Genomic DNA, 21,915 nt, shown 5'->3' with positions numbered 1-21,915 from the left:
GGTCAGGCGGTCATCGCGGTCATGCGCAGCACCGCGATCAGGTGATCGGTACTCGCGCGATCGCCGACCGTGATGCGGATTCCGTCGGTCGCACATTCTTTGGTCGCGACACCGCAGCTGCGCAGCAGTCTGCCGATGTCCACGCCCTCCGGGCCGGGCACGAACAGGAAGTTGCCCTGGCTCGGCAGGGTCGGGCATCCGATCGCGGCCAGCATGTCCGCCATCCGGCGACGTTCGGTCTGCATCGCCCGAACACGCTCGGCGAGTTGCTCTTCGGCAGCCAGCGCGACGGGCACGGCGGCCATCGCCGGGGCGCCCACCGCGAACGGGACCTCGTGTCGGTGCAGTGCCGACACCAGGTCGCGGGCGCCGATACCGTAGCCGACCCGGAGGGCAGCGAGACCATAGGCCTTCGAGAACGTGCGCAGGACCAGGACGTCGGCGTTGATCGTCAGCAGAGCCCTGAGATCGGGAGGGTTGTCACAGAATTCGACATATGCCTCGTCGACGATGGCAAGCACACCGGGTGGCAGCGCACCGATGAACGCATGGAGTTCGGCGGTGTCCACGACGGCGCCGGTCGGGTTGTGTGGAGTGCAGACGATGACGGCCACCGTGTCCGCGGAGACGGCGGCCTGGAGGGCGTCGAGGTCGGGGCTGCCGTCAAGGGCGAGCGGTACCGCGTCGACGCGCAGGCCGACCATGGACGCGAGGATCGGGTAGCCGTCGAAGGTCGGCATCGCGGTCACGATCGCGGGCGAGTCGATTCCACACGCGGCCGCCCGACGGCGACACATCTCGAGCGCGGACAGGGCGACCCCGGTGGCGCCGGCTCCCACCGTGATCTGGCCGGACGGCAATCGCAGATGATCCGCTATCTGGCTGCGCGTGCGGTCGGGACGAAAGTCGGGATACCGATTGACGTCGGTCAGGCAGTCCCGCAACGCCGCTGACACGGATGGCAGCGGCCCATACGCGGATTCGTTGAGGTTCAGCCGGACGGACGGAACCGCAACCGTTCCACAGTCGAACGGAGGACTCACGAGCGGCCACCCCACCGGAGCGCGGCGGCCGCCGCGAAATCGCCGGCGTGGGCGAAGGCCGCGGTCATCACCACGTCGCCCTCCTGGATACGACCGTCGGTGATCGCCGTGTCGAGGGTGACCGGGATGCCGACGGCGAACAGATTGCCGCACTCGTCGAAGGTGTCGGGATGTCGTTGCTCCGGGAGTTCCATGGCCTCACGCCAGTTGCGCAGGAATATCCGGTTGGGCTGGTTGGTCACGAACCAATCGAGGTCCGCGGGTGCGATGCCGATGCCGTCGGCGACCTCGATGGCCGCCTCCGGCACCATCCGGTTTCCACGGGCCAGCACCTTGGCGATCTTGGCCTCGTTGAAGCCGATGTGGATCTGGCCGGGCCCGGCCTCCCAGTACTTACGCGGCGGATTCGAGACGCCGGTCATGTCGGCGGAATACTGACCGTACGAGTGACAGGTCAGCCCGAGTATCGGGCTCCCGCCCTCACCACCGATACGCACCAGCGCCACTGCCGAACCATCGCCCGGGATACAGGCCTGCGGCTTGCCACGCACCTGTTCCTGCGTGAACACCTGGCCCGCGCTGTTCTGGGCCAGACCGATCAGCGCGGTGCGGCCGCCGTTGGCGCGCAGCAGCGCTCCGGCCAGATCGATCATGTGGATGAACGCCGCGCACCCGCCGTTGTGGACGTCGAGAACCGTCGTCGGACGCAGGCCGAGTCGATGGGCCACTTCCCCGCCACATCCCCGCACGGGCACTTCGGGAAGCTGACTGTGTGTGAGCACCACATCGACGTCGTCGAAGATGTCGGCGCCGTGCCGCTCGGCGAGAACGCGCGCCGCAGACATCATCATGTCAGCCGACGTCTCACCGTCGGCTGCGTGATGGCGGAAGGCCGGTGACCGGAACATCGCGTTGCCGCTCAGGTCGCCTTCTTCGGCGTACTGAGCGAAATACTCTGCCGGTACCCGATTCTCGGGCAGGTAGGTGGCGAGATCCACCAAGGTCGTCGGCATGTCGGTGACTGTCATGAGCGCATCCAATCGGGGGTGATGGGCAGGCCGTTGCGGTGTCGGTACTCCGCGATGGCCTTGAGGTTCTCGAGTTCGAGTTGGTGGCCCCCGGAGAACGTCTCCCAGAAGTCGCCCACCCAGACCGGGCGCTCCGGTGGAGCGGTTTCCGGGTACGGGTTCTCGTCGTAGAACGGGTGATGACAGTTGGTCCACAACACCACCGAGCCGGGCCGGTCGAACACCACCTGCGCGTCGACGACCCGCATGAGGTAGATCATCCACAGGTGCCGGCCCTGATCCCACGCGCAGTGGTAATCGACCGTCATCGCTTCGGCGTTGGCGACGGTACGGGTGTAGATCTTCGTGTCCGAGCCCAGCCGGTCCTGTGCGACCCACAGCCCGTCCTCCTCGGTCCGGGTGAATCCGCGCAGGCTATACGTCCACTCCTCCAACGACCTTGTGTCCGCGAGCCATTCGAAGAGCTCGCGCGGTGGCGCGGCCACGAAACTCTGGACCGGACAGAACTCGCCGTAGATCTGGTCGTGTGGGTAGACCGACCGCAGCCGATCCAACAGGATCGGTGTGGCGATCTTGCGCGGATGCGTCTCGATACGCGTCAGCCCCTCGAGGCCGGCCGCATCGTCTCCGAGATCGGACAGAGCGGGCAATACTGAGGTCATGAGTGGCCTTTCGGGATCAATGGTGCGAATGGAGGGATCTCGTCGGGATCCACGTCGATGACGAGACAATTGGGGCCGTGTCGGGACAGCAGATCCGCCGCCGCGGAACGAAGCCCGCTGCGGTCCGTCGCATGCGCGACGCCGAGATCCGGAAACATCGCATCGAGCCCGGCAGCAAGGTCAGTGGGCCGGAATCGGTTGATACTCGGTACGTTCGGGAAGAACAGGTGCTCACGGGTGATGCACATTCCGTGTGCATTGTTGTTCAGCAGCACGAAGGTGACCGGCGCGTTGTGTTCGATGGCGGTGTGGATCTCCATGCCGTGCATGAAGAATGCACCGTCCCCGGCGATGACCACGGTGCGCGTCGGCTGTCCGGTCGTCGTCGAGTGGATGGCGGTGCCGACGCCCGCCGCGAGAGCGTAACCCATGCCGCCCATGCCCAGCGCGACGACGAATCGGCCCCGGCCGAATGGCAGATGGTGGATCGCCGCCGCCCCCGCATTCCCGGCATCGGCGAAGACGACCGTGTCCGGCGGCAGCGCAGCGCCGATCTCGGTGATCGCGGTCTGCATGTCGAGGTCGACGCGAGGGGCGGGCACCGGGAGACGGGTCACCTCGATCGGCGGGCGGTGTGGCGGTGTGGCGACCGATTCCCGGATGCGATCGGTCAGGGCATCCAGACAACCACGGAGGTCGCCGCAGGACAGGTGGTCGACTGGTTGTGCCGATCGCGGTGGCTCGGCACCCAGGTGGATCACCCGTATCCGGCCAAGGGCGTCGTCAAGGCCGGCGCGATCGGTCATCGTCATGCGACAGCCGATCGCCAGGCAGAGCTCGGCTTGCTCGACCGACCGATGCGCCGAGGGGTGACCCATCACCCCGGTCACTCCCGCGTTTCCTTCTGCGTCGGCCAGGATGTCGCGGCCCCCGGGCGACGCGACGACGTCGGCACCCAACAGCGCGGCGAGGGCTGCGATCTGCTCGCCGAGACCGGCAACCGATGCCTCGTCCCCCGCCCAGATGACCACCCGGCCGCCCGAACGGACGACGGAGGCGAGGTCGTCGGCTATCCGGCTCAGTTCGGCCCGGACCTCATCGTGGGGCGGCCGTGTGTGCCGGACATGGTGCCCTGGATCTGCCCCGGCGGGCAGTGCCGAACGCTGAACATCCTTGGGCAGCAAGACAACGGCAGGTTGTCCTCGGTGCAGTGTCGCGATTGCGGTGGCGAGTGCCGCCGGCACCTCGGCCGGTTCGGACACCACCGAACAGGATCCGGCGACTGCGGACATGACGCCGGTGATGTCGATGGTGTCCGGCGGGGACAGCATGTCCTGAAATGCCCCTCGCCCGACCAACGTCGTCGGCGCGGTCCCGATCAGCGCGAGCACCGGGACGCGACTGTCGTAGGACTCGGCCAGCGCGGGCACGACGTTCATCGCCCCGCCGCCCGACGTGGTCATCACGGCGGCGGGTCGTCCGGTGATCCGTGCGACCCCGTCAGCCATCGCGCCGGCCGCGAACTCGTGCTTGGCGACGACCGGCGTCATGCCCTCCGCACGGACCGCCGCGTCGTAGAGATCCTCCACGTTGGCGCCATGGACTCCGAACACGGTGGTGATCGACTCGCAGAGGAGTTGCTGCACAATGTATTCCGCTACAGTGCAGGAAACGGCTGAAGCCGGGTTCGCCTGTTCGGGCGTCGGGGTGCGGCTCGCGATCACGGTCATGTGCCAACTGTGCGTCGGTCTACCTGAAGGTCCGCTGAAAGCCGCAGCGCCAAGATCTTTGTCGGACGTTCACATGACATTTACGATGAGACGAACAGGTGCGATCGCCTCAACCGGCAGCGGCCGGATCAGTCGACACACCATGAGGAGCTCTGATGTCTGGCACTTTGCCCGGATGGCGGGCCCTGTTCAGCAGGCGCCAGGGCGTGCGTGTGCGCTCCACCGTTGTCGGGACCTGCCTCGTCGCCCTGGCACTCGCCCTCGGAGCGGTGGCCATGCTGTTCATGCTGCACCGCGCCGACAGTCGTTCGATGTACGACTCGACCAGCTATCGAGCCTATGAAATCGCCGACTACATCCGGCAGGGTGGAGTGGGCGCCATCCCGCACGAGGAGTTGATCGTCGGGTCCGGGGTGGACATGATCCAGGTCATCGACTCGAACGGGCGGATCGCCACGTCGTCTCCCGGCGCGCCCCAGGTGCCGCTCACCGACCGGCGGCCGAGCCCCTGGACCTCGGTGACGGTCAAAGGCCAGATGATTCCCGGTGACCAGGGTGACTACTGCGGCACGATCGTGGGCGCACGACACGGCGCCGATCGCTACACCGTTGTCGCCGCCATCTACGCCGGCCCCTACCGCGAAGGCCTGGTCAACACGGCGCTGCTCCTCGCGATCGGGATACCCATCCTCGTCGTGCTCAGCGGGGTGTCGATCTACTACTTCGTCGGCCGCGGCCTGCGGCCGGTCGGCAAGATCACCCATCAGGTCAACCAGATCACGAGTTCGGATCTGTCGCTTCGGGTTCCGGTTCCCACCACCGACGACGAGGTGACCGAGCTGGCCACCACCATGAATGCGATGCTCGGCCGGCTCGACCAAAGCCAGCAGGCGCAGCTTCGGTTCGTCCAGGACGCATCGCACGAGCTTCGCAGTCCGCTGACCACCGTGGTGGGCATCCTCGACCTGGCCGACGACACCGACTCGCAGATCGACCTGCCGACGGTGCGCACGATCCTGCTGCCCGAGGCCCGCCGTATGCAGAACATGGTCGACGATCTGCTTCTTCTCGCGCGGGCCGACGAGCGCGGCGTGCCGCTACAACGCGAGGACGTCGATCTCGACGATCTCGTGGTCGACGAGGTACGTCGGCTCCGGGCGCTCGGACTGGCCCGCGTGGAGACCTCGATCACCCCGATCCGGGTGTCCGGTGACCGGGACAAACTCGCACGGTGTGTGCGGAACGTGGCCGAGAACGCAGCGCGGCACGCGACGTCACGGGTCCGGTTCGAGATGCACGCCGACGACGACCAGCCGATCGCGACGATCTCGGTGACCGACGACGGGCCGGGTATCGCCCCCGATCAGCGGGCCGCGGTGTTCGAACGCTTCACGCGGCTCGACGTCGATCGGAACAATCGCGGCGGCTCGGGGCTGGGGCTGTCGATCGTCCACGAGATCATCCGCGCCCACGGCGGGACGGTCACGATCGAGGATCCTCCGGCTTCGTTCGGTCACGGCACCACCTTCGTGATCTCGCTGCCGACCGCCGCTCGAACCACCGTCGACGACACCGCGGTCGGCGCGGAACTCGCACCGCCGAGCACGTGACGCCGGCCGACTATCGGATCCGGTAGCCGGCACCCCGGACGGTCTCGATGCTGCGCACACCGAACGGCGCATCCACCCGTTTGCGCAGGTAGCCGATATACACCTCGACGATGTTGGGATCGCCCTCGAAGTTCGTGTCCCAGACCGAGTGGAGGATGTCGGACTTCGAGACCACGGTGCCCGTGTTCCGGATCAGGTATTCGAGCACGGCGAACTCTCGCGGGGTCAAGGAGATGGGGGTGTCCCCTCGGCGCACAGAGTGCTCGGCCGGGTCGAGAACCAGGTCACCCACCACGAGCTGCGCCGGGCGCTCCGGCGCACCGCGCCGCAGCAGGGCGCGCAATCGCGCCTTGAGCACGACCACGGAAAACGGCTTGATCAGATAGTCGTCCGCGCCCCAGTCGAGCGCCTCGGCCTGATCGTATTCACCGTCCTTGGCACTCAGAACCAATACCGGGGTCCAGATGTCACGGGCGCGCAGCTGCTGGAGCACCTGGAAGCCGTTCAAACCCGGCATGAGGATGTCGAGCAGGATCACGTCGAAGTGACCTTCGGTGGCCCGCCAGAGCCCGTCGGTACCGTCGTGCGCAACGGTGACCGCCCAGCCATCGCTGACCAGCATGCGTCGGATCGTCTCCGCGGCCCTGGTGTCGTCGTCTACGACAAGGGCATGCACGGCAGCTCATTTCAATAGTCGCGACATCCGGCGGTCGGCCAACACCTTGCCACCGGTCTGACAGGTCGGACAGTACTGGAAGGATCGGTCGGAGAACGAGACCTCGCGAACCGTGTCCCCACACACCGGGCACGGCAACCCCGTACGGGCATGCACTCGTAGTCCGGTCCGCTTCTCGGACTTGAGACGGGCCACTTCTTGACCTTCGAGCCGACCGATGGCGTCGGTCAGCACCGAGCGTACCGCCTCGAAAAGCGCCTCGAACTGTGCGTCGGTCAGTGACTTCGCCGAAGCGAACGGCGACAGCCGCGCGGTGTGCAGGATTTCGTCGGAGTAGGCGTTCCCGACGCCGGCCAGCACACGTTGATCGGTCAGTACGTTCTTGATCCGGCCGGATGACGCGGCCAGGATCGCGGCGAACTCGTCTCGTCCGACCGACAGCACGTCCGGGCCCAGCGTGGCGATCCGCTCCACCTCGGTGACGTCGCGGACGACCCACACGGCCAGTCGCTTCTGCGTGCCGGCCTCGGTGACATCGAAACCCTCACCGGGCAGGCCACAATGGACCCGGATGGCGATGGGCCCTTTACCGCCGGGCCGCGGTGGCGTCTGCGACAGGTGATCGCTCCAGCGCAGCCAGCCGGCCCGCGAGAGATGGATGACGAGGTTGATCACCGGCTCCGCGTCGGCGGACCCGTTCCCCGCCCCACCGGGAACTGTGCGGATGACCAGGTACTTTCCGATCCGGCCGACCGATTCGATCAGGCGTCCGGTCAACGCGGTGTAGGGCGGGTCCGCGGTCTTGAGCACCGCCAGCGATGCGACGTCCACACGCCGGATCGGAAACCCGGCCGCGCGACCGTCCACGTACTCCGCGATCGCCGCCACCTCAGGAAGCTCAGGCATGACTCCAGTGTGCTCTAGTAGGAGGATGATCTCGCGCCTTTCTGACGTCGACCTGGCGGCGCGCCTCGCCGAAGGCGCGGGCGAGATCCTGGTGGGCGTCCGGCACGGCGAGCTACTGCAGGGCCGCCACCTCGGTGATGTCGGGGATGCGATGGCGCAGGCCTGGATTGCGAACGTGATCGTCCGGCATCGCCCGCACGACGCGGTGCTGTCCGAGGAGGGCGCCGACATCGGCGACCGCTCGACCGCCGAGCGTGTGTGGATCATCGATCCGCTCGACGGCACGCGCGAGTTCGCGTCCGGCACTGCGGACTGGGCCGTTCACGTGGCGCTCACCGAGCACGGCGACGTGACGTCGGCGGCGGTCGCACTTCCCGCGGTCGGCGAGGTGTTCCGCTCCGATACCGTCAAACCCCCCAGCGGCCCGCTCACCGGACGGATGGCTGCGTCCCGTCACGGCGGGTCGTACGAGAGCGCGTGGGTGTCGCGCCGGCTCTCGCTGAACATGATCGGGATCGGCTCCGCAGGCGCGAAAGCGATGGCCGTGGTCCGCGGCGACGTCGACGCCTACGTGCACTCCGGGGGCCAGTACGAGTGGGACAACTGCGCGCCGGTCGGCGTGGCCCTGGCCGCCGATCTGCACTGCAGCAGACTCGACGGCTCGCCGATCGTCTACAACCAGCCACAGCCCTACATGCCCGACTTCGTCATCTGCCGCAAGGAGATTCGCGACGACATCCTCGCCGCACTCGACGAGATCTGGTGACCGGTCGAACCAGGTGCGGGAGGGTACAAAGGTCACCTACGGCCCCCGAGGAGCCTCGCGAGGAACGAGCGACGCGTCACCCACCGCTCCCCGAGGAGCCTCGCGAGGAACAAACGATGCGTCACCCCACCGCTCCCTGAGGAGCCTCGCGAGGAACGAGCGACGCGTCACCACCCGATCCCTGAGAGCGTGTTTGAAAACTCGGATGTGCGGCGTGTGACGGATGGGATTTGAGTGAACTCCTGGTAGGTCAGTGAGTGCTAACAACACGTACTCACCAGGAGTTCACCATGCCATCATCACCCATCGGTGCGTGCCCGTCCTGCCCGACCCCCACCCACGGGTCTGGTCATCGGTGCGAGGTCTATCCGTCCTCCAGTGTCACCGATGCCCAGTGGGCGGTCCTCGAACCGCTCCTGCCACCGGCCGGGAACACCGCAGGACGCGGTGGCCGACCCGAGAAGTGGTGTCGCCGAACCGTTCTCGACGCCGTTTTCTATGTTGTCCGCGGCGGTATCGCCTGGCGACAACTCCCCTCGGAGTTCCCACCCGCGATGACCGTCTACGCGATCTTCCACCGCTGGGTCACCAGTGGAGCGTGGCGCCGCATCCACAACTGCCTCCGCGACATGCTGCGCGTGGCCGACGGCCGCAACCCGCTGCCGACCGCGGCAATCATCGACGCTCAATCGATCCCCGGCGCCGATACCGTGCCCGGTGCCAGTCGCAGCTACGACGCCGGCAAGAAGGTCAACGGACGCAAACGCCACATCGCCGTCGACACCACCGGTCTGCTGCTGGCGATCGTGGTCCACGTCGCCAACATCCAGGACGCCGACGGTGGTGCCCGAGTGTTGGCCGCGCTGCGCGCCCAGTTCTCCACCATCACTATGGTCTGGGCTGACGGCGGCTACCGCGGCAGACTGCTTATCTGGGCGAAAAACGTTCTGGCACTAACCGTTACGATCGTCAAACGCACCGACGACATGACTGGATTCCACGTCCTACCGCGCAGGTGGGTCGTCGAACGCACCTTCGGTTGGATCGTCAAACACCGCCGCTGCGTCCGCGACTACGAAACCCGACCCGACCACCACGAAAACATGGTGTACATCGCCCTCATCGCTACCATGTCACGACGACTGGCCAAACTTGCCTGAGTTTTCAAACACGCTCTGAGGAGCCTCGCGAGGAACGAGCGACGCGTCACCCACCGCTCCCTGAGGAGCCTCGCGAGGAACGAGCGACGCGTCACGAAGGGCCCTTCGTGACGCATCCTCGCAAGCTCGGAGGCTCCTCAGGGACCGGGGTGACGCCCCCAAGCACGGAGCTCCTCAGGGACCGGGGTGACCCCCCAAGCACGGAGGCTCCTCAGGGACCGGGGTCACGCCCCCAAGCACGGAGCTCCTCAGGGACCGGGGTCACGCCCCCAACCTCGGACGCTCCACAGCAACCAGGGTCACGCCCCCAACCGCGGAGGCTCTTCAGGGACCGAGTCACCCCTCGGACCAGCGACCGGGCGACACCCGCACACCGCGAGATCAACCCTTACGCAGCAAGTAGATGTCCATGATCCAGCCCACTCGCTCCCGCGCCTCCGCTCGCAGCGCGACGATCCGGTCGGCCACGTCGGCGACACGCCCGCTGACGAGGATCTCGTCGTCGGTCCCCACGTAGGCGCCCCACCAGATGTGGTCGTCCGGGTCGGCTGTGTTCCGGAAGGCGAGGTCGCCGTCGAGCATCACGATCTGGTTCGAATCCGCACCGGCAGGGGTGTCGGCGAGGCGTCGCCCGGTGGTGATGTGGATCGGTTCGCCGATGCGGTTGGCGGCGATGCGATGCGCCGCGGTGAGTGCACTCGCGCTCGTCACTCCGGGAATGACCTCGACGTCGATCGACAGGTCGGAATGCTCACAAAGGTCGTCGACGATGCGCAGGGTGCTGTCGTAGAGCGCCGGATCCCCCCACACGAGGAACGCCGCGACCCCGGCGTCGTGTACCTCCGCGGTGAGCACATCGGTGAAGATCGCCGCCCGGGCGGCGTGCCAGCGCCGCACCTCGGCGTCGTAGTCGTCGGGATCGCGGTCCCGCGGCGGGTCGAGTACCTCGATCACCCGATGCCCGGGCGCCGCGTGGCGGGCCAGGATGTCCCGGCGCGCAGTCGCCAACGATTCTTTGACACCGCCCTTGTCGAGCATCAGGAACACGTCGACGTCGGCGAGCGCGTCGATCGCCTCGAGGGTGATCTGCCGCGGGTTGCCCGGCCCGATGCCGATGACACGCAGGGTGATTCGCATCGGACCGGTCAGATCCGGACCTTACGCAAACCGTGTTTGCGCGCGGTCATGTCCAGGATCAGTTGGCGGGGGATCAGCCTCCGCAGCAAGAACACCACTCCGGCCTGATTCCCCTTGGCGTAGAAGGGTTTGGGATGCTCGGCAAGCGCCGCATCCACGATCACCCGGGCCATGGTGGGCGCATCGATTCCTTCGTCCTCGTTCTTGCGGGTCGCTCGCGCGAGGGTGTCGTATTCGGCCTTGTAGGGCGATCGATCGCCGATGTGAATGCTGCGACGGTCACCGATACCGGTGGCGATCGTGCCGGGCTCGACCGAGATCATCCGGATGCCGTAGGGCGCGACCTCCCGTCGGGTGGCGAGTGCGAACGCCTTGAGCGCCGATTTCGTTGCGGCATAGTTGGACCTGAATGCCACCGGGAAGCTCGACAGCATCGATCCGACCATCACCACCGTCCCGCCACCGCGCTCACGCATCCCCGGCAGCACAGCCTTTGTGATCGCCACAGGACCGAACACGTTGACCGCGAACAGCTTTTCGATCGCATCCATCGGGGTGTCCTCGAGTGCGCCGGCCTGGCTCTCACCGGCGTTGTTGATGAGGATGTCGATGACACCCACCTTGTCGACGCATTCGTCGGCGCTCGAGTAGTCCGTGTTGTCCAGGCGCACATAGTGGACTCCACGGACCGGAGCGGCGACCGCGTCGGGCCGACGACTCGTGCCGTAGACGGTGTGGCCGCGCTCGACGAACTGGCGGGCGACCTCCGCGCCGATGCCACTCGAGGCGCCGGTCACGAGCACGACCTTGGGATCTGCTGCATCAGCCACGCCGAACACCGTAGCGCGTCACCCCGGACGGCCGGTCAGACAGCGTCGGCCTTCCGGAAGTGGGCGGCTTCGGCGGCCGATTCGCTGGCAAACCAGATCTCCGGCGCGACGTCGGCGTATGAGGGAAGGTCGGGGGTGTGATAGACACCGGCGTCTGCGTCGGCCTTGATCGGATAGCCGTCCGGCGGGTCGGCCGTGTCGGGCACCGGCAGGTGTGCACCCAACGGCACCGGCAACTCCTCGCCGTTTCGGTGGTAGGACCCCACGCCGTCCCCTGAACCGTGGTGGGTGGTGTCGCCGACGCCGAGTTCGGCATCGGCGGGCGGCGACATCACCTCGCCGATGTCGACGTTCATCAATTCGTCGAGTGACTCGGGGCCGGGTGCCGGTTCGGGTTCATCGTCCCCGGCTCCTTCGACATCCCGTTCGACCTCGGCATCGGCGTCGACGTCGGCTTCGGCATCACCTTCGACGTCCGCTTCGACGTCCGCGTGGACTTCCGCATCGGCTTCCGCCCCGACCGTGGCCTCGTCACCGCCCACTCCCCCGCCGGCGGTCGCCATCTCGACCTCTCGGGCCGGTTCGGTCTCCACCGCGGCGGCACCCTCGTCCGGTTCACGCCCATCGCCCACGACCGTCGACTCCTCCGCCGGGGACAGACGCAGCCTGCGCACGAGCCAGACGATCAGCAGACCGGCGAGGATCAGCAGGAACGGGATCAACAGCCACCACCAATCCGAACCGGCGTCCTCATCGGCGGCGTTCACGGTCCGGGCCTCCGCGAGCGAATGCGCGGCGGCCGGTGACGCCGACAGCAGCGCCGCGCCCGCCACCACGGCCAGGCCGAGCGCCAGTGCGCCGACTCGCTGCGGCCGAATCCGTGATGTCGTCGCCATGGCACCCCGACCTCGCCCATCGAAGTTGTGATCGAACTCGTCATTCCGAGGCGGATCGATCCGCCCGAAATACCAATTTGCCTCAATTGAGCCCCGGACGCGGGCCGATCGCAGAAAGTGATTCCACCGGCGTGCCGGAAACCATTTCTTCCACCGTGCCGCAGCGCTTGAGCAGGTGGGGACGCACATACGCCGATTCACCGATCACCGGAGGAATGCAAACCGCATCGCGCGAGAAATGCGCGATCGATCAAAGCCTCGATTTCCTCCGACAATGAAACGCTTCTCAACGGGATTTCGGATGCAGCCAGACGTGTGGCCCGCCGGGCGAGATTCCGACCAACCCACCCTCGCGGCGCTTGACCTTCTGCCGATATTCCGATATTCGTTAGAATGTGGCGCGAAGGCCCGACGAGTCGGATGCGCGCGGTCCTGACCCCGCCGCGGTGAGCCCTGGCACGTGGCGCGAACTGTTCCACCCGGCCCACCGGACCGCGGTGGCGGTGTTCGCCGGCGGTATCGCGGTGTTCGCCATCAACACGTATCTGACCGCGGCCTCGCTGCCGAGCGCCGTGGCCGACATCGGCGGATCACGCCTCTATGCGTGGGTCATGACGGTCTTCCTGATCACCTCGGTGTTCTCGTCGATGATCGTCACCCGCACCTTGACCCGCTACGGGGCACGTGGTGCATACCTGATCGGGTTCGGCCTGTTCGGCGTGGGCTCACTGGTGTGCGCGGTCACCCCGACGATGCCGATCCTGCTGGCCGGCCGAGCCGTCCAGGGCCTCGGCGGCGGCCTGCTGACCGGTCTCGCTTTCGCGGTCATCCGAGTTGCCCTGCCCGAGCGTCTCTGGGTGCGCGCAGTCGGGCTCACCTCGGCGATGTGGGGGGTCGGCAACCTGATCGGACCGGTCCTCGGCGGGTGCTTCGCCCAGATCGGCTTCTGGCGCGGGTCATTCTGGCTGCTGGTGGTGGCCACCGCGATCATGGCCGGGCTGGTTCGTGCGCTGCCCGCACGCCGGCGCGACACCGGACAGAGCGCCCCACTGCCTATCGGGTCGCTCGCGATCCTGGTCATCGCCACCGTCGCGGTGTCGATCGCCGGGGTTGTCGACGACATCCGCACGGTGCTGGTCCTGATCGCCGTCGCCGCCGTGACCGCGGTCGTCTTCATCGCGGTCGACCGACGTCGCGCCGACGGACTCCTTCCCCGGCTGACCTATACGCCCGGCAGTCCGCTGAAGTGGATCTACGTATCGATCGCCATCCTGGCGATCGGATCGACCTCCGAGGCCTTCATCCCGCTGTTCGGTCAGCGGATCGCCGGCATGGCGCCGCTGTTCGCCGGGATGCTCGGTGCGGCGCTCTCCTGGGGATGGACGAGTGCCCAGATCGCGAGCACGACGTGGGCAGACGGCGCCCGGTCCCGCATCGTGCGCATCGCCGGACCGGCACTGCTGGCCGCGGGGCTGGCCGCCTACGGAGCGCTGCAGTTCGCCTCGTCCGGCTGGGCGGTACTGGGATGGTTCATCGCGTTGTTCGTGGCGGGAGCCGGCATCGGAATGGCCTTCCCACACATCGCCACCGCAGCGATGACCATCACGTCCGACGATGCCGAGGCCGCGCGGGCATCGGCCGGTGTGAACACCGTTCAGATGGTCGCGAACACCTTCGGGTCGGCAACCGCCGGGCTGCTGGTCAGTGTCGGCGCGGTCATCGGCGCCGACGCCGATCCCGACGTCACGTCGGCCCGATTCCTCGCCTTCGGCTTCGCCGGTCTGGCGCTGGCCGGAGTGTTCGCGGCCGTCGCCTCGGTCCGCCGGGCGCCGTCGACCGCACCCCGCACACACCGATGGGAAGGAGTCCGCCGTGTCTGACGACGGCCACCCCGACGACCAGGAGTTCTCGGAGGCGGGCATCTACACCGAGCTGAGCCGAGTCGGCAAAGCGCTCGCAAGTCCCGTCCGACTACGCCTGCTCGACATTCTCGAGGAGGGCGAACGAACCGTCGAAGAGCTCTCCGCAACGGCCGGATTCGGCCTGAAGAACACGTCGTCGCAACTACAGATCCTGCGGTCGGCGCAACTGGTCAGCAATCGCCGCGACGGAGTCCGCATCCATTACCGCATCGCCTCGCCGGAGGTCTCGCGATTGCTCGGGGTGTTCCATCGGTTCGCAGCCAACAACGTCGCGGCGGTGCGCGCCGAGATCGACACCTACTTCGCCGGCCATCGGGATCTGACACCGGTCACCGCCGATGACCTCGCCGCGCTGATCGACGACGGCTCGGTGCTCGTCGTCGACGTCCGCGAGCCCGACGAGTTCGAGCGAGGCCACATTCCCGGCGCGATCTCGGTGCCGCAGAATCGCATCCGCGAGCTGCTCGACACACAGCCCACCGACCGCCGGATCATCGCGTACTGCCAGGGGCCGTATTGCCTGGCGTCGCCGAACGCCGCGCGCCGGCTTCGAGACGCCCACCGTGACGCCGACATCGTCGCCGGAGGCCTCACCGCCTGGATCAGATCCGGCCGTGAGCTCAGTCGGTCGAGCTGACCGACGTCGGGTCTGCTCCGAAGCCCGGACCGTCATAGCGCTCGAGCGTGACGAACTCGTCGACGGCCTGTCGTCGCAGCTTCGTCAGCTGCCGTACCGGCTTGCCCAAGGTGACGACCGCCGCGACGGCATGGGATTCCGGGATGCCCAGCAGATCGTGGATCGCGGACTCCTCCGGAATGGCCATCGAGGTGAGGTTCCCCCCGAATCCCTCACTGCGAGCCCCGAGGAGGATGTTCCAGATCAACGGGTACACCGACGCGCCGCTCACGACTCCCACGCGGTCCAGGTACTGGTCGACGGCGGCCACCTGGCGCAGGTCCACCGACACGACCAGCACGACCGGCGCGGTGCGGATGGGCTCCACGAAACTGGCCGGCACCGCGGTACGATCGATATCCTCTTGCGAAACTGCTGTGGGCACAACGGGATTCCAGGGGTTCTCGCCGGCCTTTCGCTGGGCGACATAGCGGCGCACCGTCGGTTCGCCCAACTCGCCGAGCCGCTGCTTGGTCCCGGCGTCACGCACCACCACGATGTGCGCGCCTTGCCGGTTCCCACCACTGGGCGCGAACCGGGCATTGTCGAGGATGCGCCCCAGCACATCGTCGGGTAGCGGGTCATCGGTGTAGTCGCGGGCGGCGAAGGTGGTCCGCATGACGTCGTAGAGCTCCATGACCCCACTATGCCCCCGGCCCGCGCGGGCCCGGACAGCTGCCTACAGCCGCACCGCAGCCGACACCTTCCGAAGCAACACGGTGAGCTCCGCACGTTCCTGGGGGGTGAGCCCCGACAGTGCGCTTTCGTCGTCGGCGAGCCGGCGCGGCAGCTCGGCCTCCACCAGGCGACGTCCCTCGTCGGTCACCTCGAGCAACACCACGCGACCGTCGCGCTCCGACTTGCGCCGGAGCAGCAGACCTCTGCGCGACAGATTCTCGGTGATCTTGGTGATCGACGCCCCGCTCAGCATGGTGGTCGACACGACCTCACTGGCGCGAAGCGGACGCCGCGAACGCGCCAGCGCACTCAGGACGTCGTACTCCGATCGCGACACACCATGCGGTTCGAGATTGCGATCCAGACGATGGCTGCTGAGTGTCGCGATGTGCTGGATGCGACCCATGATGCCGATCGGCCGGACGTCGTGGTCGGGGTACGCCTCGGCCCACTCCTGCTGAATCCGGTCGACGAGATCGGGCGCATCGGGGCTACTCACAGGAACATCGTAGGCACCGTCACATTTATTTCACTTATAAAATAGTGATAAAGTACTTTCATGCACGTTGCCCTCGCCGATCACGCACGCCGTCGCCGCGACGCGCTCGCGCAGGCCGCCCACCCGACTGTGTGGCGATCCTCGCTGGCACTCAACGGGGCCCGCGCCGATGTCGGCGCACCCGTGCGGGTCGGCATCGCCGTCGGACTGGCACTCGTGGTCGGTGGGCTGACCGGATATCGCGACGTCGCCGGACTGGCCGCCCTCGGTGCGCTCATCTCCGCGTTCTGTCGTCCCGACCCCTACCGTGTGCGCGTCGGGCGCCTGGCCGTGTTGGGCGTCGGGATCACCGCGTCGGTGGGCGTCGGCGCTCTTCTCGGCCTCGCCGGCGCATCGACGATGGTCGAGATCGTGGTCATCTCCGTACTGGGCAGCATGGCCGCCCTGCTACTCGGAACGTTGCGCATCGTCGGGCCCGGTGCCGTCGTGTTCGTGTTCGCGGCCACCGGCGCGATGGGATTCGCCGCCGCGGGCGGTGACCTCGCCCGCGGGCTGATCGCGACCGTCCTCGGCGGCATCTGCGGCGCCCTCGCCTCACTCGCCCCATGGCTGTGGCAGGGCGTGCGGTCGCTGGTACGGCCATCGATCGATGCCACAGCCGAGGGTGCACACGCGGCACCCCACTACGAGACGATCTGGACCACGCTACGCCGCCGACCTCGACATGAACTGGTGGCCAACAGCATCCGCATCTTCGTGGCGATGACCGTCAGCGCGGCGGTGGCCACCGCGGCCGGCTTCTCGCACCCGATGTGGGCGGCCATGGGCGCCGTCGCGGCCATGCAGGGCGTCGCGTATCACGTCACCGTGCAACGCGGGGTCCAGCGCCTGCTCGGCAACGTAGCGGGTGCGGTGATCGCCGCGGTGTTGCTCGGCGTGGGCCTCGGCTACTGGGGTGCCGTCGTGGTCATCGTGATCTGTCAGATCGCGGCGGAGACGTGGGCGACGGTCAACTACGCGATCACGTCGACCGTCGTCACACCGATGGCCCTGTTGCTCACAGCTCTGAGCGCCGGCCTGTCACCGGCCGCTGCGTTCGATCGGGTGGCCGACACCGTTATCGGCGTCGTCGTGGGTGTGCTCGTCGCCGCGTTGACGATCGCGCGGGGTGAGGTCGGCGACGGCGGGAAGGTCGCGGACCACCACATCGTCGGACGTGCGGCATAGGCAACTGGTGCGCCTGCATGAGTCTCTTTCACACACAGTAGGCGCACACCGGCCGGAGGCCGGCAGGGATGTCACGGTGCGCCTGCATGAGTCTCTTTCACACACAGTAGGCGCACACCGGCCGGAGGCCGGCAGGGATGTCACGGTGCCCCAGGCAGGATTCGAACCTGCGACCCTTCCTTTAGGAGAGGAATGCTCTATCCCCTGAGCTACTGAGGCGAGGGACCGGGTGACGTGTCCGGGAGGCTTTACGATGTCTCGCCTGCGCTCGACTGCTACCTGCCCGCCCCGTTTCAGTCCCGTCGACCGCCACGCTGGGCGTGGTTGCCGACATCGGGAGTGTACGTCAGCAGCCGACGGAGACGATGAGGTACCTCACGGCGTCGGCGCGTCACATCGTCGAGGAGATACTCCTCAACGCTGGTCAGCGCGGGGGTTCTCGCACCGAGACGAGACCTTTCTGATCGAACTGCCAGGAACGGCCCGTACACTGCCCGGCGGCATGGTCAGACGTCGCAGGGGAGGGCGGAATTGCAGCAGGGCGCCGGCATGACGAACACGGACGCGGCAGACGTATCGGCCGACAACCTCGCCAGAGCGGGGGTGGTCACGGCATCGGATGCTGCAACCGTCGAAGCACCCGCCGCGCCGATCGAGGGCGGCAATCTCGCGTCGTCGGGCACCGCGTCGTCGGGCACCGCGTCGTCGGGCACCGCGTCGTCCAGGGCCGGTCGCGCACATACCGCCGATCTGGTTCGGGTCGTCCTGTTCACCGGCGTGGTCGTGGCGCACAGCATCAACGGCATCAACAACACCCCCGATGTGGTCCGGGCCAGCAATCTGGTCGGCACACTGCTGCATCTCACCCGCTACGGGTTCGTCGCGGTGACACTGTTCGTCCTGGTCCTCAGCACACGCAACCGCCCGATGTCCCCCGTGACGTTCTGGCGTCGGCGATTCGGCCTGGTCCTTGCTCCGTATCTGTTGTGGACGCTCATCTACGCGGTCACCGACCACCTGATCATCGCCGGCAATCCGTTCGGGTCGCCATCACAGTTCTTTGGTGACCTCGGCCTCGACATCATCGACGGCGAGGGGAAATATCAGCTGTATTTCCTGCTGATTTCCATGCAGATCTATCTGACCTTCCCGGCCATCGCCTGGTTGCTCCGCCGAACCGAGAAACGCCACTGGACGCTCCTCGGCGTCGCAGGTGCGATTCAGCTCACGATGTTCGTGATCTACCAGTACGTGCCGCACCCCGGCGGCCACGCCTGGACCGTGGTCTACGACAACCTCTGGAAGACCCTCCCGATGTACGCCCTGTTCGTTGCGATCGGAGCCCTAGCGGCCTACCACCACGAGGTCGTCGAGCAGTGGCTGCGGGCGCACGTGATCCCCGTGGTGGTCGCGGCCCTCGCCGCGACCACGGTCAGCATCACCGCGTACCTGCTCGCGACCTCACCGGGCAACGTGCCGCTACCGGCCAACACCCCGTGGAACCCGGCGACGCTGCCCTGGCTGGTGGGCGGGCTGGCGCTGCTGTGGCTGGGGGCGATGGCCTGGAACGATCTCCGTGCGTCCGGCCGACGCGTCGGATCCAGGGTCGTGAGCGCCGCAACCATCCGCGCCTTCGGCGTGTTCGCGGTGCACCCGCTGATCCTCGATGTTCTCGGCCGCTTCGGCTTCATGGGCGCCCTGTTCGACTGGTTCCCCAACTCCGCGGCAACACGTTCGACGGTACTGGTCACCGTCACGCTCACCCTGTCTCTGGTGCTGGTCGACCTGCTGCTGCGCACACCGTTGTCCCGGTGGCTAGTCGCACGCTCACGGATACCGCTGCGCCCCTCGGCCTAGTGGTGCGTCTCAGAAATAGGCGACTGGTCTCCGGCGTTCGATCGACGCCTGGCCGCGTTGTCGTCGGTCGAGATAGCGCCGCTATCACTCCCTCCTCCGCCTTGCCAGACGCCGATCGCTCCACCGGATACCGGCCACCTATTTCCGAGACACACCACGAGCACACAGAATTCACACAAGTGACTCGTGTTTTCACGGCCGTCACATCCGAGAAATGACCCAGGTACCTCCTGCTCATAGCGTCGAAACGCTCACACAACGACCTTGCCCGTTGATCGATCCGGCAGGTGACGAACCCAGGAGTGACCATGAGTGGCAGCATGTCTCGCCGTCAGGCCATCGAGGCCGTGACGACCTACTCGGTGGAGACCGACGGTTTCCCCGAGCCGTTGGCAGACACCTTCGGGCGCAACGTCTTCACGCTTTCGGTGATGAAGTCGCGACTTCCCAAGCACGTCTTCAAGGCGGTGTCGGCGACCATCGACAAAGGCGCACCGCTCGACCCGACGCTCGCCGACTACGTCGCATCGGCGATGAAGGACTGGGCGATCGAGAAGGGTGCCTCGCACTACGCGCACGTCTTCTATCCGCTGACCGGTTTCACGGCCGAAAAGCACGATTCCTTCCTCGAACCCGACTCCTCGGGCGCATCGCTGGCCGAGTTCCAGGGCAAGACCCTGCTGCAGGGCGAGCCGGACGCATCGAGCTTCCCCAACGGCGGCCTCCGCGGCACCTTCGAGGCCCGCGGCTACACCGGCTGGGACGTCACCAGCCCGGCTTACATCCTGGAGAACCCCAACGGGAACACGCTGTGCATCCCGACGATCTTCATCTCCTGGACCGGTGAGGCCCTGGACAAGAAGACCCCGCTGCTGCGCAGCCAGCAGGCGATGAGCAAGCAGGCCATGCGCGTGCTCAAGCTCTTCGGTCACACCGACGTCGACACCGTCGTCTCCTACGCCGGCGCCGAGCAGGAGTACTTCCTGATCGACCGCCACTTCTACTTCGCACGTCCCGACCTGATGACCACGAATCGAACCCTGTTCGGCGACGCACCGTCGAAGGGACAGGAGTTCGACGATCACTACTTCGGGGCCATCCCCGACCGCGTGCTGGCCTTCATGATCGAGCTCGACCGCGAACTGTTCAAGCAGGGCATCCCCGCCAAGACCCGGCACAACGAGGTGGCCCCCGGCCAGTTCGAGCTCGCCCCGGTCTTCGAGAAATCCAACCTCGCTCACGACCACCAGCAGCTGATGATGACCACCATGAAGTCCGTCGCCGAGCGCTACGGCATGGTCTGTCTGCTACACGAGAAGCCGTTCTCGGGGGTCAACGGATCCGGCAAGCACGTCAACTTCTCGCTGGGCAACGCCAATCAGGGCAACCTGCTCAACCCCGGTGACACCCCGCACGAGAACGAGCAGTTCCTGGTCTTCTGCGCCGCGATCATCCGCGGTGTGCACAAGTTCGGCGGGCTGCTGCGTGCATCGATCGCCTCGGCGTCCAACGATCATCGCCTCGGCGCCAACGAGGCTCCCCCGGCCATCATCTCGATCTTCCTGGGTGAGCAGCTGATGGACGTGTTCGATCAGATCGCCAAGGGCGGTGCCAAGGCAAGCAAGGAGACCGGCGTTCTCGAACTCGGCGTCGACACCCTGCCGCCACTCAAGGCCGACGCCGGGGACCGCAACCGGACGAGCCCGCTCGCCTTCACCGGCAACCGATTCGAGTTCCGCGCGCCGGGATCGAATCAGTCGATCGCGGACCCGATGGTGGCGATCAACGCCATGCTGGCCGAATCCCTGGACTATGTCGCGTCTTTCCTGGAGAAGGAGATGGCCGACGGCGTCGAGTTCGACGTGGCTGTGCAGAAGGTTCTGGAGAGCATCATCGTCGAGCACGGCAAGGTCGTGTTCAACGGCAACGGCTACTCCGACGAGTGGCAGGAGGAGGCGGCGACCCGCGGCCTGCTCAACCTGCGCACCACCGTCGATGCGATGGCGCAACTCGACGAGCCCGAGATCATGGATGTGATGAGCAAGTACGGCATCCTGAGCAACCGTGAGCTCAAGGCCCGCAAGGAGGTCGTGCTCGAGCAGTACGCCCTCGCACTGCTCGTCGAGGCGAAGGAGACCCTGGAGATCGCCAAGACGATGATCCTGCCCGCCGCGAACCGCTATCAGGGTGAGCTGGCCGGGACCGCGGCGAGCCTCAAGGCCGCGGGCATCGAGATCGATCATCCGGTCCTGCTGTCGCTGACCAAGAACATCAAGGATCTCTACGCGGCGATGTTGGTGCTCGAGGAGGCCATCGACGGCTTCCACGCCGATACCGTCGAGGGAGAGGCGGAATACGCGCTGAAGGCGCTGATCCCCGCCATGACCGATGTCCGGACCGTCGCGGACAAGCTGGAGAGCATGGTCGCCGACGACCTCTGGCCGCTGCCGACCTACCACGAGATGCTCACGATTCTCTGATCGCGGTGCGGGCCGGCCCGCACCGGCCCGCTCCCCTGCCGAAAAGCGCCCAGAGATACGCCCTCCTCAGGGTGGCCGTGAACAGAGTGTTCGCGGCCACCCTGAGGAGGGTTCTTTTCTGGGGCGCTTGTC

At 66.9% G+C, this 21,915-nt stretch carries 20 protein-coding genes and 1 tRNA gene; 8 read left to right on the top strand and 13 right to left on the bottom strand.

Features of this window, described 5'->3' with window-relative positions:
- Positions 1-2: 2 nt before the first annotated feature.
- Genes ACVT6V_RS12035 through ACVT6V_RS12020 form a run of 4 tightly spaced genes read right to left on the bottom strand, consistent with a single transcriptional unit; the run spans position 3 to position 4,463 of the window.
- Entirely contained in the window at positions 3-1,043 is a 1,041-nt protein-coding gene (locus ACVT6V_RS12035; RefSeq protein WP_489899977.1) for a pyridoxal phosphate-dependent aminotransferase, read from the bottom strand.
- The gene (locus ACVT6V_RS12030; protein WP_489899976.1) at positions 1,040-2,071 is read right to left on the bottom strand and encodes a 3-oxoacyl-ACP synthase III family protein; all 1,032 of its coding nucleotides are present in this window, start codon (positions 2,069-2,071) and stop codon (positions 1,040-1,042) included. The genes ACVT6V_RS12035 and ACVT6V_RS12030 overlap by 4 nt, the downstream gene beginning before the upstream one ends.
- The gene (locus tag ACVT6V_RS12025) at positions 2,068-2,733 is read right to left on the bottom strand and encodes an SRPBCC family protein (protein ID WP_489899974.1); all 666 of its coding nucleotides are present in this window, start codon (positions 2,731-2,733) and stop codon (positions 2,068-2,070) included. The genes ACVT6V_RS12030 and ACVT6V_RS12025 overlap by 4 nt, the downstream gene beginning before the upstream one ends.
- Positions 2,730-4,463 (bottom strand): thiamine pyrophosphate-binding protein, encoded by a 1,734-nt coding sequence (locus tag ACVT6V_RS12020; RefSeq protein WP_489899973.1) that lies wholly within the window; start codon positions 4,461-4,463, stop codon positions 2,730-2,732. Before ACVT6V_RS12020 ends, ACVT6V_RS12025 begins: the two co-directional genes overlap by 4 nt.
- Positions 4,464-4,618: 155 nt before the next feature.
- Between ACVT6V_RS12020 and ACVT6V_RS12015 the strand changes: the two genes are divergently transcribed.
- Positions 4,619-6,073 (top strand): sensor histidine kinase, encoded by a 1,455-nt coding sequence (locus ACVT6V_RS12015; RefSeq protein ID WP_489899972.1) that lies wholly within the window; start codon positions 4,619-4,621, stop codon positions 6,071-6,073.
- 10 nt (positions 6,074-6,083) lie between these two features.
- On the opposite strand, the gene ACVT6V_RS12010 is transcribed toward ACVT6V_RS12015, so the two are convergent.
- Together ACVT6V_RS12010 and ACVT6V_RS12005 are read right to left on the bottom strand one after the other, a co-directional pair.
- Entirely contained in the window at positions 6,084-6,749 is a 666-nt protein-coding gene (locus ACVT6V_RS12010) for a response regulator transcription factor (RefSeq protein ID WP_489899971.1), read from the bottom strand.
- Positions 6,750-6,755: 6 nt separating this feature from the next.
- Entirely contained in the window at positions 6,756-7,655 is a 900-nt protein-coding gene (locus ACVT6V_RS12005; protein ID WP_489899970.1) for an Fpg/Nei family DNA glycosylase, read from the bottom strand.
- Between the two features lie 25 nt (positions 7,656-7,680).
- Between ACVT6V_RS12005 and ACVT6V_RS12000 the strand changes: the two genes are divergently transcribed.
- Together ACVT6V_RS12000 and ACVT6V_RS11995 are read left to right on the top strand one after the other, a co-directional pair.
- The gene (locus tag ACVT6V_RS12000) at positions 7,681-8,421 is read left to right on the top strand and encodes a 3'(2'),5'-bisphosphate nucleotidase CysQ (RefSeq protein ID WP_489899969.1); all 741 of its coding nucleotides are present in this window, start codon (positions 7,681-7,683) and stop codon (positions 8,419-8,421) included.
- Between the two features lie 290 nt (positions 8,422-8,711).
- On the top strand, positions 8,712-9,581 hold the full coding sequence (locus ACVT6V_RS11995; protein ID WP_489896485.1) for an IS5 family transposase: 870 nt from the start codon (positions 8,712-8,714) through the stop codon (positions 9,579-9,581).
- A gap of 381 nt (positions 9,582-9,962) precedes the next feature.
- Here the strand turns inward: ACVT6V_RS11995 and cobF are convergent, their stop codons facing one another.
- The 4 genes from cobF to ACVT6V_RS11975 form a co-directional block, all read right to left on the bottom strand.
- Complete coding sequence (gene cobF / locus ACVT6V_RS11990) at positions 9,963-10,718, bottom strand: precorrin-6A synthase (deacetylating) (protein ID WP_489899968.1); 756 nt, start codon at positions 10,716-10,718, stop codon at positions 9,963-9,965.
- 8 nt (positions 10,719-10,726) lie between these two features.
- Positions 10,727-11,548, bottom strand: coding sequence for an SDR family oxidoreductase (locus tag ACVT6V_RS11985; protein WP_489899967.1), 822 nt, complete (start codon positions 11,546-11,548; stop codon positions 10,727-10,729).
- Positions 11,549-11,583: 35 nt separating this feature from the next.
- On the bottom strand, positions 11,584-12,444 hold the full coding sequence (locus tag ACVT6V_RS11980; protein ID WP_489899966.1) for a sunset domain-containing protein: 861 nt from the start codon (positions 12,442-12,444) through the stop codon (positions 11,584-11,586).
- Positions 12,445-12,526: 82 nt separating this feature from the next.
- A complete protein-coding gene (locus ACVT6V_RS11975; RefSeq protein WP_489899964.1) occupies positions 12,527-12,652 on the bottom strand; it encodes a hypothetical protein in 126 nt (41 codons plus the stop codon).
- Positions 12,653-12,890: 238 nt separating this feature from the next.
- On the opposite strand from ACVT6V_RS11975, the gene ACVT6V_RS11970 reads away from it, so the two are divergent.
- Together ACVT6V_RS11970 and ACVT6V_RS11965 are read left to right on the top strand one after the other, a co-directional pair.
- On the top strand, positions 12,891-14,324 hold the full coding sequence (locus tag ACVT6V_RS11970; protein ID WP_489899963.1) for an MFS transporter: 1,434 nt from the start codon (positions 12,891-12,893) through the stop codon (positions 14,322-14,324).
- The gene (locus ACVT6V_RS11965; RefSeq protein WP_489899962.1) at positions 14,317-15,003 is read left to right on the top strand and encodes an ArsR/SmtB family transcription factor; all 687 of its coding nucleotides are present in this window, start codon (positions 14,317-14,319) and stop codon (positions 15,001-15,003) included. Before ACVT6V_RS11970 ends, ACVT6V_RS11965 begins: the two co-directional genes overlap by 8 nt.
- Here ACVT6V_RS11965 and ACVT6V_RS11960 read toward each other — a convergent pair.
- Positions 14,987-15,679, bottom strand: a complete 693-nt coding sequence (locus ACVT6V_RS11960; protein WP_489899960.1) for a nitroreductase family protein — start codon at positions 15,677-15,679, stop codon at positions 14,987-14,989. The two genes, ACVT6V_RS11965 and ACVT6V_RS11960, sit on opposite strands and share 17 nt — an antisense overlap.
- Before the next feature lie 42 nt (positions 15,680-15,721).
- Positions 15,722-16,219: a MarR family winged helix-turn-helix transcriptional regulator gene (locus ACVT6V_RS11955; RefSeq protein WP_489899958.1), complete on the bottom strand. Its 498-nt coding sequence runs from the start codon at positions 16,217-16,219 to the stop codon at positions 15,722-15,724.
- Positions 16,220-16,279: 60 nt separating this feature from the next.
- Here ACVT6V_RS11955 and ACVT6V_RS11950 point away from each other — a divergent pair, with 60 nt between their 5' ends.
- The gene (locus ACVT6V_RS11950) at positions 16,280-17,446 is read left to right on the top strand and encodes an FUSC family protein (RefSeq protein WP_489899956.1); all 1,167 of its coding nucleotides are present in this window, start codon (positions 16,280-16,282) and stop codon (positions 17,444-17,446) included.
- 146 nt (positions 17,447-17,592) lie between these two features.
- Here the strand turns inward: ACVT6V_RS11950 and ACVT6V_RS11945 are convergent.
- Positions 17,593-17,665 (bottom strand) — tRNA-Arg (locus ACVT6V_RS11945).
- Positions 17,666-17,995: 330 nt separating this feature from the next.
- On the opposite strand from ACVT6V_RS11945, the gene ACVT6V_RS11940 reads away from it, so the two are divergent.
- Together ACVT6V_RS11940 and ACVT6V_RS11935 are read left to right on the top strand one after the other, a co-directional pair.
- Positions 17,996-19,303: an acyltransferase gene (locus ACVT6V_RS11940; protein WP_489899954.1), complete on the top strand. Its 1,308-nt coding sequence runs from the start codon at positions 17,996-17,998 to the stop codon at positions 19,301-19,303.
- A gap of 308 nt (positions 19,304-19,611) precedes the next feature.
- The gene (locus tag ACVT6V_RS11935; RefSeq protein ID WP_489899952.1) at positions 19,612-21,783 is read left to right on the top strand and encodes a glutamine synthetase III family protein; all 2,172 of its coding nucleotides are present in this window, start codon (positions 19,612-19,614) and stop codon (positions 21,781-21,783) included.
- Positions 21,784-21,915: the final 132 nt, after the last annotated feature.

The organism is Gordonia sp. LMA167, assembly GCF_058130025.1.
This window is presented reverse-complemented; position numbering and strand designations above follow the sequence as displayed.

Bases quoted from the DNA above. Each gene is read 5' to 3' on its own strand.
- ACVT6V_RS12030 (WP_489899976.1), bottom strand. From the start codon at position 2,071: ATGACAGTCACCGACATGCCGACGACCTTGGTGGATCTCGCCACCTAC.
- ACVT6V_RS12025 (WP_489899974.1), bottom strand. From the start codon at position 2,733: ATGACCTCAGTATTGCCCGCTCTGTCCGATCTCGGAGACGATGCGGCC.
- ACVT6V_RS12020 (WP_489899973.1), bottom strand. From the start codon at position 4,463: ATGACCGTGATCGCGAGCCGCACCCCGACGCCCGAACAGGCGAACCCG.
- ACVT6V_RS12015 (WP_489899972.1), top strand. From the start codon at position 4,619: ATGTCTGGCACTTTGCCCGGATGGCGGGCCCTGTTCAGCAGGCGCCAG.
- ACVT6V_RS12005 (WP_489899970.1), bottom strand. From the start codon at position 7,655: ATGCCTGAGCTTCCTGAGGTGGCGGCGATCGCGGAGTACGTGGACGGT.
- ACVT6V_RS12000 (WP_489899969.1), top strand. From the start codon at position 7,681: ATGATCTCGCGCCTTTCTGACGTCGACCTGGCGGCGCGCCTCGCCGAA.
- ACVT6V_RS11995 (WP_489896485.1), top strand. From the start codon at position 8,712: ATGCCATCATCACCCATCGGTGCGTGCCCGTCCTGCCCGACCCCCACC.
- cobF (WP_489899968.1), bottom strand. From the start codon at position 10,718: ATGCGAATCACCCTGCGTGTCATCGGCATCGGGCCGGGCAACCCGCGG.
- ACVT6V_RS11980 (WP_489899966.1), bottom strand. From the start codon at position 12,444: ATGGCGACGACATCACGGATTCGGCCGCAGCGAGTCGGCGCACTGGCG.
- ACVT6V_RS11960 (WP_489899960.1), bottom strand. From the start codon at position 15,679: ATGGAGCTCTACGACGTCATGCGGACCACCTTCGCCGCCCGCGACTAC.
- ACVT6V_RS11950 (WP_489899956.1), top strand. From the start codon at position 16,280: ATGCACGTTGCCCTCGCCGATCACGCACGCCGTCGCCGCGACGCGCTC.
- ACVT6V_RS11940 (WP_489899954.1), top strand. From the start codon at position 17,996: ATGACGAACACGGACGCGGCAGACGTATCGGCCGACAACCTCGCCAGA.
- ACVT6V_RS11935 (WP_489899952.1), top strand. From the start codon at position 19,612: ATGAGTGGCAGCATGTCTCGCCGTCAGGCCATCGAGGCCGTGACGACC.